Raw genomic sequence first — 13,213 nt, forward strand, 5'->3', positions numbered from 1 at the left:
TTCGTTTTTACGAAGAGGAGTTGAATGAAGTGACATGGACAATTAGTAGAAATGAGTTGTCTCAGCAAGAGCTTTTGAATTTAGAGAGTTTATTTTCATTAGCTAATGGCTATATCGGTGTACGTGGTAATTTTGAAGAAGGTTATGGTAGTGAGATGAATTCTATTCGTGGAACATATTTAAACGCGTTTCATGATATTACTGAAATTAATTATGGAGAGAAGTTATACGCTTTTCCTGAAACACAGCAAAAGTTAGTTAATAATATTGATGCCCAAACGATCGAAATCTACTTTGAAGAAGAACGTTTTTCCCTCTTTGAAGGTGAAGTTATTTCCTTTGAGCGATTTCTTTATTTGGACAAAGGCTATACAGAAAGAGTGATTACTTATAAAACAAAAAAAGGACAGCAAGTTAAATTACGTTTTAGACGTCTTGTATCTTTTTACATAAGAGAGCTATTTGCTATTGAATTAACGATTGAGCCTGTTGATTTTGAAGGTACAGTTAAAATTGTGTCTACAGTAGATGGTGATGTATCAAATTATGTTAGCAGGAACGACCCACGTGTTTCTGCAGGACATGCAAATTTATTGTCTGTTGAAAATGTAGGATATGACGAAAATATGATGTTTGTAGTAGATAAAACAGGAACATCTAATTTAGAAACAGCATGTGCAACAAAACACCAACTATCAATTGGGTCAAATAAGGTTGTTGGGGAAGTTGATGTAAAGGAAAAATCAATTGATGTTACATACTCATTTGAGCTAACAGAATCTATCACTTTAACTAAGTACAATGTATATACAGATACATTAAGACATGAAAATGACTTAATTAAAAAAGGAAAAGCTATTCAAGAAGGCCTAGCAACAATAGATTTTAATACATTAATTGATGAGCAAAAGCAATATCTTGATGAATACTGGCAGGTTGCAGACATAAAAATTGGTGGAGAAGAAAACCTTCAAGAAGGAATTCGATTTAACCTCTATCATTTATTGCAATCGGCAGGAAGAGATAAATACAGTAATATTGCCGCTAAAGGACTTTCTGGAGAAGGCTATGAAGGGCATTTTTTCTGGGATACAGAAATTTACATGATACCTGTCTTTTTATTAACAAAACCTGATCTTGCAAGAAGTTTAATTCTTTATCGTTATTCGATCCTTGATGGTGCCAGAACACGTGCTAAAGAAATGGGGCACAAAAAAGGAGCTCTCTTTCCTTGGCGGACAATTTCAGGCTCAGAATGCTCTGCCTACTTTCCAGCAGGTACCGCACAATATCATATAAGTGCTGATATTGCTTATAGTACAATTCAATATTACCTAGTGACAAAAGATGATGATTTTATGATTCACTATGGCGCTGAGCTATTAATTGAAACCGCAAGACTTTGGATTGATATGGGGCATTATCATCAAGACACATTTCGTATAGATGAAGTAACAGGTCCTGATGAATATACTTGTCTTGTTAATAATAACTACTATACAAATGTCATGGCGAAACATAATTTAAAATGGGCTTCAATCGCGTGGAATTTAGTAATAGGAAAAGATAAAATCGCATCTGAAATTCTTAAAGAGCGATTAGGAATATTGGGTAATGAAGCACAGGAATGGGAGTTAGCATCAGAAAAAATGTATCTTCCTTATGATTCTGAGCTAGACATTAACCCGCAGGATGATACGTTTTTAAAAAAGGATGTATGGGATCTGAAAAACACACCTAAAGAAAAGTTCCCATTATTATTGCATTACCATCCCTTAACTTTGTATCGCTATCAAGTGTGTAAACAAGCAGACACAGTTCTTGCTCATTTCCTATTAGAAGATCACCAATCATATGATACGATCAAAAATTCGTACGATTATTATGAAAAAATAACAACACACGATTCTTCCCTATCTTCTGCTGTTTTTAGTATTATGGCGGCAAAGGTAGGGTATCAAGAGAAGGCTTATGACTACTTTATTGAATCTGCAAGACTTGATTTAGATAACACCCATGGAAATACAAAAGATGGTTTACACATGGCTAATATGGGAGGAACATGGATGTCGATTCTCCATGGATTTGGTGGAGTAAGAGTAAAGGAAACAGGTATAACCATAAGTCCTATTCTCCCAAACCAGTGGACATACTACGAATTTAGAGTAGTCTACGCACAAAGACAGATCTTAGTAAAAGTAAATAAGTCAGGAATTAGCTTGAATCTTGAGAAAGGTGAAGATCTTGAGATGATTGTTTTTGATAAAAAACTAACTCTAACTCAGAGGAAAGAACAAACTGTAGATCTTGCAAAAGTAGGTGAACATAATGGATAAATTACAAGCGTTTATTTTTGATCTAGATGGTGTGATTACAGATACCGCAGAATATCATTACCTAGCTTGGAAGGCACTTGCAGATGAATTAGGAGTATCCTTCTCAAGAGAATTGAATGAAGAATTGAAAGGTATTTCAAGAATGGATTCTCTTGATAAAATACTTGAATTCGGACAAAAGGGAGCAGAGTTTACTACAGAAGAGAAAGAGAAGCTGGCTAAAAAGAAGAATGAGCATTATGTTTTATTAATTAAGAAAATCTCACCATCTGATATATTACCTGGAATTGAAAAGCTTTTAACTGATATAAAGTCTGCTGGTTTAAGCCTAGCTTTAGCATCAGCCAGTAAAAACGCGACAATGGTGTTAGAAGCTCTAAATTTAAAACAATATTTTGATGTGATCGTTGATGTGAATACATTAAAAAAGGGTAAACCAGATCCAGAAATCTTTTTAAGAGCAGCTGAATTATTAAATGTTCAGCCAGAAAACTGTATTGGTGTAGAAGATGCAATTGCAGGTGTAGACTCTATTAAAGATGCGGGTATGTTTGCTGTTGCTATTGGTCCTGAACATCTCTTTCCTAGAGCTGACATCGTATATCAAACAACAAATGATCTATCGTATAATGATTTAATAGGAAAATTCTTAAACAGATGATGGGTTGTGTTAAATGATGATTGAAGAAAAAAGAATTGTTGAAGCTGAACAAGAGTTAAATAAGCTAAAGGAAAAGGTATCTGAGCATCAATGGCGTTTACATTATCATGTAGCACCAATAGCGAATTGGATGAATGATCCCAATGGTTTTTGTTACTTTAAAGGAGAGTATCACTTATTTTATCAACACCATCCTTTTGCACCTAAATGGGATACAATGTACTGGGGGCATGTGAAAAGTAAAGATCTTGTGAATTGGGAGCATCTTCCCCCAGCCTTAGCTCCAGGAGAATCATATGATAAAGATGGTTGTTTTTCTGGAAGTGCAATTGAAAAAGATGGAAAGCTATATTTAATGTATACCGGAAATGTGTGGACCGGCGATAATTATGACGAAGATTTAAAACAAGTTCAAGCACTTGCTGTGAGTGAGGATGCTATTCGTTTTGAAAAACTATCAGTAAACCCTGTTATTGCAGAGGCACCAGAGGGAGATATCCATCCATTTCATTTCCGTGATCCGAAGGTTTGGAAGCATGAGGAAAACTATTATTGTGTTTTAGGGTCTAAAACACTTGATAATATAGGACAGGTTTTATTATATCGTTCAAGAGATTTGATGAGTTGGGAATTTATAAATGTTATTGCTAAAGGTGAAGGTAATTTCGGCTATATGTGGGAATGTCCAGATTTATTCGAATTAGATAATAAAGATATTCTAGTTATGTCACCACAAGGCGTAAAACCTGAAGGCGACCGATATCATAACTTACATCAAGCAGGATATGTTATTGGTGAATTGGACTATGACAAAGGTAGCCTTTCTTATGGTGAATTTCAATTGTTAGATGATGGATTTGATTATTATGCACCTCAAACAATGCTCGATCATCAGGGGAGAAGAATCGTGATAGCATGGATGGATATGTGGGAAAGCGATATGCCTACTCAAGAGCACGGATATACAGGAGCAATGACAATACCTCGAGTATTAGAGCTGAAAAACAACAAATTACAATCAAGTCCTGTAAAAGAATTAGAACAGTTAAGAAGGAAAGAGACAGCATACGAAAATGTTATCTTGAATGATGAGCTTACATTGGCAAATATTGAAGGCAATTGTTTAGAGCTTGATATAACGTTCGAAATGAAACAATTGGCCACATTTGGTATAAGAATGCGAGTGGATGACTCTGTAGGTGAAGAAACGGTCTTAACTTATTACGGACAAAAAGGAATATTTGAGTTTGATCGTAATGAATCGGGAAAAGGACCAGGTGGCATTCGTAAAACAACAATACCATTGATTGATAACAAACTTCATTTAAGGATTTTTATAGATAAGTCTTCTGTAGAAGTGTTTATCCATAACGGAGAATATGTGATGACAGGGAGAATTTATCCTGGGGAAACTAGTAACAAAATTTGTTTTTTCTCTGATGAGGAGATAGAAATCAATACATTAAAGAAATGGGATTTAAAACGAACGATATAAGTTTTCGCCAATAACATCCTATACCAAGGCAGAGACATAAGTAATTAAAGTAATTAACTAATGATAGACCCGAATAACTAGGTGATATTTCAATTAATCTTTCGCCTGTTCGGGTCTTTATTTGCTGTATTTCAATATAAACTTGAAAAACACGTACGTTCCATTACTCATCAGACACTACATTCGCGTGGGGAAAGCCTATAGCTCCCTCGGCTATGCAAGGCTTAAGTTTCACACCTGCCTCTACTTCCCATGGAATCCTGGGAAGACAGTGAGGAGTATTAAACATATTGTAGGTGTAACACTCTGCGAATCGTTTTAATACTACTTATGAAAACCTTATCATGAATGTTGTTTAAACTATGCCAAATATCTTTTATAATAAGATAGGAATAGAAGGAATTGGGAAAATAGAAATACACTTGTACTATACATCTTTTGTACATAACATAAATGATTCTACTACTAACTATATTTTAGGAGAGGTAAGATGAAATGAAGGAATTAACCTTTAAATCATACAATCAATTTCAACAGTTTATTGAACATAAAGCGATGGAAAAAGCTGTAATGAAAGAATTACATAATGAAGAGCTATCACTATTTATCAAAGAGTTCATAGATCGATCAAACAGAATGTGGCAGGAAAATGATTGTGATAAGGCGATAGAAAAGGATGGTTTTGTTGTTATAAGAGTTTGGAAAGATGAGATTGGTAGGCGTAAAGTTGGAAGAGGGCGTCCTAAAAAGCCAGATTCAGAAAAGTATAACCACTCTATTCATGTAAGACTTGACGAACAAACATATTCGACACTAACTCATTTCTGTAAAGAAAATAACTTAGAGGTATCAGAAGCAATTAGAGATATGATAAAAAAGTTATCTTAGGTTGAACGCAATTCTTTATTTCTTCTAAAAGTCAATCGGCAAATTATGACAAAAAATGATTCCTATGTTACAATTTTTCTATATTACTATTAGGAGTAACTATGAATATATATCATGATGCACTTTATTTTCCTAGAATTAAATTTCTCATAAAATTCAGGTGGATTTTCTTTTTCATTGGTGGTCTTTCTATTCTATTTGGAGGTTACCTACATTTTCACCGTAGCTTATTTATTATTTATACTTTAGTCATGCTGTTATTAGGCCTTATTTATAAAAGTAAATTAATATTATTAGTGCAAAGTGTTCTAGTGACCACAGCTAGATTTGTTTTTAGTCCTGAAAGTGTTCCTTTTATTGAAACATTTATTTTGTTATGTCTTACATATTTTATAACAGGGTTAGTAGTATCTGTATTGGTAACAAATAACATTAACCAAAGAAAAATGAACTTGAATTTAACATTAAGCTTTTCCAAGTTGCTAGATTCAAGAGATAAATATACAGCTCTTCACTCCAGAAATGTAGCAAGGTATTCAAGATTGATTGCTGAGGAATTAAAATTATCTAAGCAAACTTGTGATACCATTTATATGGGAGGGCTTTTGCATGACATTGGGAAAGTCTCTATTCCTGAAACAATCTTGAATAAACCAGCTAAATTGACTTATCAGGAATATGAAATTGTAAAACAACATCCTTCAACAGGTTTTTCAATCATAAAAGATATTCCAAGCTTTATGAATACAGGTGTTTTAGATATTGTATTATATCACCATGAGAAATTTGATGGAACAGGATATCCTAAAGGATTAAAGGGATTGGATATTCCTTTATTAGCGCGGATAACTGCAGTAGCTGATGCTTTTGATGCAATGACTTCAAGAAGAGTTTATAGAGATGAAAAAGATATTACGGACGTTTTAGAGGAGATAAAGAAAAACAAGGGAATTCAATTTGATCCGGAAATTGCCGATCTATTCATTAAAATTGTTGAAAGAATGAAAGGTTCATTGATTAAGAGTTGATTATTCAACTCTTTTTTTCATATGGTTTTAACTGATAAAGAGGTCACTTAGCAAAAAATCCTTCAGAATAGAACCTTTTACAAATTGGCTCTGTTAAACTTTGTGGTTGATTTCCGTTACAGGCATTCGCTTTCCCGGGAAAAAATGCAGTTCGTTTTTTCCTAGGTCAGGAAGCCTCCTCGGCGCAAGCGCCTGTGGGGTCTCCCTTCGACACGCTTCTTTAAGCAGGAGTCTCATATATTCACCTCCAATCAACCAAGTGCTAAAAAAACAACCTTAAGCTTTAACATAGCCTACAAATTAGTAAAAATGTGAATATTATGTGAAAATAAGACATTTGGTGAAAGAATCTGAAAATAAACCTTTTCACATTATATTTTATGTGTTACATTAATTATTGTAGTTGATAATCAATCTCATTATCAATTAGAAATAAAACCTATAACCTGTGCATAACAAGTTATTTTTTTTGATCGGTAATGATAATGATTATCAAAATTAGTTACGTAACCTATTTTAAGGGATGTTAGGATAGAAATGGCAAAAATAATTTTAAGCATCGCATTACTCTTTTTATCATGCTGCTCAATTTTTATAGGTGTCATAGACTTAACACCAAAGGATTTATTTCAGTTAACAGATGAAAAAACACAAATTCTTTTGTTAAGTAGATTTCCTAGATTAATTAGTCTTATTATCGCAGGTGTAAGCATGAGTATATGTGGTCTTATTATGCAGCAGCTTACGAGAAATAAGTTTGTTTCACCAACAACAGCAGGAACAATGGATTCGGCTAGATTAGGTATCTTAGTTTCAATGTTAGTATTTACCTCTGCTAGTCCTATCGAAAAAATGATTGTAGCCTTTATATTTGCGCTAGCGGGTACATTTATTTTTATGAAGATTCTAGACAAAATTAAATTCAAGGATACAATTTTCATTCCACTTGTTGGACTTATGTTTGGTAACATAATAGGTTCCATTACAACATTCTTTGCTTACAGATATGACTTGATTCAAAATATTGGATCATGGCTACATGGAGATTTTTCTCTCATTATGAAAGGGAGATATGAACTTTTATACATAACGATTCCATTTGTCATTCTAGCTTATGTATTTGCTAATAAATTCACAGTGGCTGGAATGGGTGAAGATTTCTCGAAGAACTTGGGTCTGCACTATCGAAAAATTGTGAATGTTGGTCTTGTCATTGTTGCTCTAATAACAACAAGTGTTGTTCTAACTGTTGGGGTCATTCCTTTTCTCGGATTAATCATCCCGAATATTGTTAGTATCTATCGAGGTGATCACTTGAGAAAGAGCTTGCCTGAAACAGCCCTGCTAGGAGCAGTATTTGTTCTACTATGTGATATTATCGGTCGAATCATCATATTCCCTTATGAGATTTCGGTTAGTGTCATTGTTGGAGTAATTGGAAGTGTGATTTTTGTGTACTTGTTAATGAGGAGAAGGGCATATGCGTAGGAAATCTCTAATACTACTAGGAATGGTCATGATTGCAGTAGCAAGCTTTATATTTTACGATATCGGACCAAATGTAGATTATGTCCTTCCTAGAAGAATAACAAAGGTTGCAGCAATTATTATTACAGGTGCAGCAATTGCTTTTGCAACTGTTATCTTCCAGACGATAACAAATAATAGAATATTAACTCCAAGTATTATTGGACTTGATGCCTTATATATTCTGCTACAAACAGTAATTATCTTTGTAGCTGGATCGATGTCATTTCTCATATTAAATGATTATGTAAATTTTTTACTTGGCGTCGCGTTAATGGTTATCTTTTCAACATTGCTGTTCGGTTTCTTATTTAAGAGAGAACAAAATATCTATTTTCTATTATTAATTGGTATTATTGTTGGTACTTTATTCGGAAGTTTGTCTACATTCATGCAAATATTAATTGATCCTAATGAATTTTTAATGGTTCAATCAAGAATGTTTGCTAGCTTTAATAATATTCAAACAGATTTATTATTGATGTCGTTACTATTAATAGGTGTTGCACTCATACTTTATTGGCCGAATCATAAATATTTAGATGTTCTGTCATTAGGCAGAGAACATGCAATTAACCTAGGTGTTGATTATGACTTAGTCGTAAAAAAACTATTAATTGTTGTGTCAATCTTAATTGCTGTTTCAACTGCATTAGTTGGACCGATCACTTTTTTAGGCTTGCTTGTCGTAAATGTGACTCATGAATTTTATAAAACGTATAAACATAAGCATTTAATTGTTGGCTCCATCTTAATTAGTATTTTAGCTTTAGTAGGTGGTCAATTCATTGTAGAAAAGATCTTTACGTTTTCAACAACTGTGAGTGTTATTGTGAATTTTGTGGGAGGCGTTTATTTTATCTATCTACTATTAAAGGAGAATCGATCATGGTAGAGGTAAAAAAAATAACGAAGAGATATGGACAAAAAATAGTAGTAAATGATGTCTCACTACACATTAAAAAAGGTAGTATCACTTCATTTATTGGTCCGAATGGTGCTGGGAAAAGTACAGTGTTATCAGGTATCAGTCGCTTAATTTCAATGGATAAAGGAGAAATATATATTGGTGACCAAAATATTCAAAAAACAAAAACAAATGAGCTTGCCAAACAGATATCAATATTAAAGCAAACTAATTCTATTAATCTACGTTTAACAGTAAGAGAGTTAGTGAGCTTTGGCCGATTTCCATATTCACAAGGTCGTTTAAACGAAGAAGATTGGCAAGCAGTCGATGAAGCAATCGCTTATATGGGACTGAAAGACCTTCAAGAAAGGTTTTTAGATCATTTAAGTGGTGGGCAGAGACAAAGAGCTTATATTGCTATGGTCATCGCACAGAATACAGATTATGTCTTATTGGATGAACCACTTAACAATTTAGATATGAAACATTCTGTCCAGATTATGAAAAATTTGCGTAAGCTAGTTGAGGATCTCGGTAAGACAGTCATTATTGTTTTACATGATATCAACTTTGCTTCTTGTTATTCTGACTATATTGTTGGATTGAAGGACGGCAGGGTTGTGCGAGAGGGTACAAAAGATGAAATGATGGAAACCCATGTTTTAAAAGAAATTTATGATATGGATATTCCAGTTCAAACAATTAATGGACAAAAGATTTGTGTGTATTTTACTTAATGGTAATAACGATTTTGTTCTGTAGGGGGGAAACCCCTTTATTTTAAAGATCTCATTGATAATGATTATTATTATTATTGAAACTACAGAAACAAAAATCTATTATAAAAAAACTTTATGGGGTGAATTCGATGAAAAAATTATCTTCATTATTAATGGTAGCATTATTTGTATTTGTTGTAGCAGCTTGTGGTGCTAAAACAACAAGTGAAAAACCAAAGGCTAAAGAGGAACCAGCAACTGAAACAGCTTCAGAAGAAACAACAGAAGGTGCAGAAGCAAAAAGCGAAGAAATCACGATTACACATCAATTAGGTGAAACAACATTCATGACAAATCCTGAAAAAGTTGTTGTGTTTGATTTTGGTATTCTTGATTCTTTAGATAAATTAGGAGTAAATGTAACAGGACTTCCACAAGAAAATATTCCGGATTATTTATCAAAGTATGAAGGTGACGAATACATAAGTGTTGGTAGCTTAAAAGAAATTGATTATGAAAAATTAAGCGAGGTTGCACCTGATTTAATTATTATTTCTGGTAGACAAGGAGATTTCTATAAAGAACTATCAGAAATCGCTCCAACAATTTTCATGGGTGTTGACACAACTAAATATATGGAATCTTTTGAAGAAAATATGAACACACTAGGTAAAATCTTTAATAAGCAAGAAGAAGTGAAAACAGAAATTGCAGCAATTAAAGAAACAATCTCTTCTGTAGGTGAAGCTGCAGCAGATAAAAAAGCTCTTGTTGTTCTTTTAAATGATGGATCTGTTAGCGCATATGGTTCAGGTTCACGTTTTGGTATTATTCATGATGTAATGGGCGTACCTGCAGCTGATGAAAACATTGAAGCTTCAACTCATGGTCAAAAAGTAACATTTGAGTATATTGTTGAAAAAGATCCTGATTACTTATTTGTAGTCGATCGTACAGCTGTCGTTGGTGGAGAAACTTCTGCTGAAGAAGCGTTAGAAAATGAATTAATTCAAGGAACAAAAGCATATAAAAATGATCATATTGTCTACTTAGATCCTGCTATATGGTATCTATCAGGTGGCGGTTTAGTATCTGTAAGTGAGATGGCTAAAGAGATCGAAACTGGATTACAATAACAACTAAGAAGTAAACGGACTAAATTTTAATTTAGTTCGTTTACTTCTTTTTAGTAGATCGAATAATCACTCTATTTATCGTGTTTTTGTGTTACGATAAAGTTGAAAACTATCTGAAATTAGGGTGACCCTAATAAGGAGTGATGATCGATTTTTAACCTGGATAAACTAGCTAAAGAATCTAGCTCTTCTTTTATTGATAGAGAAAAGAAGAGATTAACAGAATTATATAATCTTGATCTTATATATACACCACAAGAAGATTCCTTTGATCGAATAACAAACTTAGCCAGTCGGCTTTTTCAAACACCAATTGCACTTTTCACTCTTATAACAGAAGATAAGCAGTGGTTCAAATCATGCGTCGGGATTTCTGGTAAGTTAAAAGAAGAAAGATCAACAGAAAGAGAGGCTGCTTTTTGTCATTATGTAGTAGCTGATAGAGAACCTATCATTGTAAATGATACTTTTAAAGATGATCGTTTTAAAAATAATCGTCTTGTTAAAGAACTGGGATTTCGCTTTTATGCAGGTGTGCCAATAACAACAAAAAATAATAATGTATTAGGATCATTGTGTATTTTGGATTTTAAACCAAGAAACATAAGTGATGATGAATTAACGAACTTAATTGATTTAAGTAAGTGGGTTGTAACTGAAATTGAACTTCGAACAGATTTAATGGAAAAAACAGTAAGTGAAAAGTCGATTAAAAGTCTTTATGAAATTACGAGTAATAAGGAAAACACCTTTCAAGAAAAATTAAACAAATTACTTACTTTGGGTTGTGAGAGGTTTCAACTTTCACATGGGATGATATCTCATATTACAGATAATCAGTATAAGGTGATGAAGGAGAAATCTAAAGTGGGGAAGGCTAAAGATGTAGGAGACATTCTAGCCTTGAATGAAACATGTGCATTAAAAGTAGTGGAAAAATTAAAGCCAATTCATTTGACACCAGCATATTTTGAAAAAAATAGTGATAATAGATTAAAGGAATATATAGGTGCTCCTATATTTGTTCATAAAGAGCTTTATGGAACATTTTGCTTTTTTACTGAAGAAAAAGGTAGTAGATCAATATCTACATCAGACTTAGAATTTTTGCAGTTGATCACACAATGGATTGGAAATGAACTCGAGAGATTGCAAACTGAAAAAAGTTTACAAGAAAGCCAAGAAAGATTTCAGCAAATTGCTAATAATATTAATGAAGCATTTTGGATTTTTGATTTTGATAAAATGAGCTTATTATATACAAGTAGAGTGATGTCAGAAATCTCAGGAATGCCTTATGATAAATTTAATTCCATCGAGGCATGGATTAATCTCGTTCATCCAGAAGATCGAGACTATGTTTATAACCAAATCGTAAATATAAACAATAGTATAGAGTTTGATTTTAAAATAATGCATAGCACTGGGAAGATATGTTGGATTCGGAGTCGAATTGTGCCTATTTATAATGAAGAAGGGAGAAAATTTCGATTAGTTGGGGTAGCAGAAGATATTACAGAAGCTAAGCTTAATAGTGATCTTTTACGAAAGTCTGATAAACTGGCTGCAGTGGGACAAATTGCTGCAAGTATTGCGCATGAAGTAAGAAACCCTTTAACAAGTATAAAAGGATTTCTGCAATTATTAGAAGAATATCAATTACCATATCAGGAATTGATATTGGCGGAGTTTAATCAAATTGAAGAATTTATAAATGAAATACTCATACTTGCTAACTCCCATTTAGAAACAAAACGAGAAGATCATTACATTCAAACGCTATTAACAGATGTGATAGATTTAATGATTGAACCTGCTGCTCTTCAAAATGTCTTATTTTCATTAAAAGGTGAAGCTCAATTAACAATTAACTGTGATGAGCAACAAATGAAACAGGCTTTTCAGCATATTATGAGTAATGCCATTGAAGCAATGCCAAAAGGTGGAATCGTGAATGTAGAGTTTGGTATTGAGAATGCTCAATTTATTTATATTAATATTGAAGACAATGGAATAGGGATTCCAGAAGATCGAATTGCCAAACTAGGCGAGCCTTATTATTCTAATAAAGAAAAAGGTAGTGGATTAGGCTTAATGATCAGTTATCGTATTATTCAAAATCATAAAGGGCAAATTCAATTTACAAGTCAACTAGATATTGGAACAAGTGTGAAAATTTTATTGCCGATATCTTAATAAATAATTACAATAGGCCAGACCACATAGAGAGGTTGGGCCTTTTTAGTCATTAAAAAATGTTTGTTTTTCTCCAAGTTTTTTTATAAAATTTGACAAATTTTTTTAAAAAACGATTAAGAATTCAGTATCATAGTTTAATAAGGTACAATGGAAAAGGAATATTAATAGATAATGTAGAAATTATAATTGAAATCAACGTATACGACGAATTGTAATCTCTAAATACGTTCTTCTAGAAATTAGGCAAATATAAAATGGTGGACACATATTTTTATTGTAAATATCTTTCTAATATCAATGAGATAGAGAGATTG

At 32.9% G+C, this 13,213-nt stretch carries 10 protein-coding genes; all 10 read left to right on the plus strand.

Annotated features, from left to right (window positions below):
- Positions 1-29: 29 nt before the first annotated feature.
- The 10 genes from LC076_RS20305 to LC076_RS20350 all read left to right on the plus strand — a co-directional run bounded on the left by LC076_RS20305 (position 30) and on the right by LC076_RS20350 (position 12,896).
- Positions 30-2,336 carry a glycoside hydrolase family 65 protein gene (locus LC076_RS20305; protein WP_226670910.1) on the plus strand — a complete coding sequence of 769 codons (2,307 nt, stop codon included), beginning with the start codon at positions 30-32 and terminating at the stop codon, positions 2,334-2,336.
- Positions 2,329-2,997, plus strand: coding sequence for a beta-phosphoglucomutase (gene pgmB, locus LC076_RS20310; RefSeq protein WP_226670911.1), 669 nt, complete (start codon positions 2,329-2,331; stop codon positions 2,995-2,997). Before LC076_RS20305 ends, pgmB begins: the two co-directional genes overlap by 8 nt.
- A gap of 13 nt (positions 2,998-3,010) precedes the next feature.
- Positions 3,011-4,492, plus strand: a complete 1,482-nt coding sequence (locus tag LC076_RS20315) for a sucrose-6-phosphate hydrolase (RefSeq protein WP_319005568.1) — start codon at positions 3,011-3,013, stop codon at positions 4,490-4,492.
- Between the two features lie 495 nt (positions 4,493-4,987).
- Positions 4,988-5,380: a hypothetical protein gene (locus tag LC076_RS20320; RefSeq protein ID WP_226670913.1), complete on the plus strand. Its 393-nt coding sequence runs from the start codon at positions 4,988-4,990 to the stop codon at positions 5,378-5,380.
- Between the two features lie 101 nt (positions 5,381-5,481).
- Positions 5,482-6,408: an HD-GYP domain-containing protein gene (locus tag LC076_RS20325; protein WP_226670915.1), complete on the plus strand. Its 927-nt coding sequence runs from the start codon at positions 5,482-5,484 to the stop codon at positions 6,406-6,408.
- A 537-nt stretch (positions 6,409-6,945) separates the two neighbouring features.
- A complete protein-coding gene (locus LC076_RS20330) occupies positions 6,946-7,896 on the plus strand; it encodes an ABC transporter permease (protein ID WP_226670916.1) in 951 nt (316 codons plus the stop codon).
- Entirely contained in the window at positions 7,889-8,830 is a 942-nt protein-coding gene (locus tag LC076_RS20335; RefSeq protein ID WP_226670919.1) for an iron chelate uptake ABC transporter family permease subunit, read from the plus strand. The genes LC076_RS20330 and LC076_RS20335 overlap by 8 nt, the downstream gene beginning before the upstream one ends.
- A complete protein-coding gene (locus tag LC076_RS20340; RefSeq protein ID WP_226670920.1) occupies positions 8,824-9,582 on the plus strand; it encodes an ABC transporter ATP-binding protein in 759 nt (252 codons plus the stop codon). The genes LC076_RS20335 and LC076_RS20340 overlap by 7 nt, the downstream gene beginning before the upstream one ends.
- Before the next feature lie 131 nt (positions 9,583-9,713).
- On the plus strand, positions 9,714-10,700 hold the full coding sequence (locus LC076_RS20345) for a siderophore ABC transporter substrate-binding protein (RefSeq protein ID WP_226670921.1): 987 nt from the start codon (positions 9,714-9,716) through the stop codon (positions 10,698-10,700).
- A gap of 243 nt (positions 10,701-10,943) precedes the next feature.
- Positions 10,944-12,896 carry an ATP-binding protein gene (locus LC076_RS20350; RefSeq protein WP_319005570.1) on the plus strand — a complete coding sequence of 651 codons (1,953 nt, stop codon included), beginning with the start codon at positions 10,944-10,946 and terminating at the stop codon, positions 12,894-12,896.
- Positions 12,897-13,213: the final 317 nt, after the last annotated feature.

Origin of the sequence: Metabacillus litoralis (assembly GCF_020524045.1) — a bacterium.
Classification (GTDB): Bacteria; Bacillota; Bacilli; order Bacillales; family Bacillaceae; genus Metabacillus; species Metabacillus litoralis_C.

Excerpts from the sequence above, each read along its gene's own strand:
- LC076_RS20340 (WP_226670920.1), top strand. The coding sequence starts at position 8,824 with ATGGTAGAGGTAAAAAAAATAACGAAGAGATATGGACAAAAAATAGTA.
- LC076_RS20315 (WP_319005568.1), top strand. The coding sequence starts at position 3,011 with ATGATGATTGAAGAAAAAAGAATTGTTGAAGCTGAACAAGAGTTAAAT.
- LC076_RS20325 (WP_226670915.1), top strand. The coding sequence starts at position 5,482 with ATGAATATATATCATGATGCACTTTATTTTCCTAGAATTAAATTTCTC.
- LC076_RS20345 (WP_226670921.1), top strand. The coding sequence starts at position 9,714 with ATGAAAAAATTATCTTCATTATTAATGGTAGCATTATTTGTATTTGTT.
- LC076_RS20320 (WP_226670913.1), top strand. The coding sequence starts at position 4,988 with ATGAAGGAATTAACCTTTAAATCATACAATCAATTTCAACAGTTTATT.
- LC076_RS20335 (WP_226670919.1), top strand. The coding sequence starts at position 7,889 with ATGCGTAGGAAATCTCTAATACTACTAGGAATGGTCATGATTGCAGTA.
- LC076_RS20330 (WP_226670916.1), top strand. The coding sequence starts at position 6,946 with ATGGCAAAAATAATTTTAAGCATCGCATTACTCTTTTTATCATGCTGC.
- pgmB (WP_226670911.1), top strand. The coding sequence starts at position 2,329 with ATGGATAAATTACAAGCGTTTATTTTTGATCTAGATGGTGTGATTACA.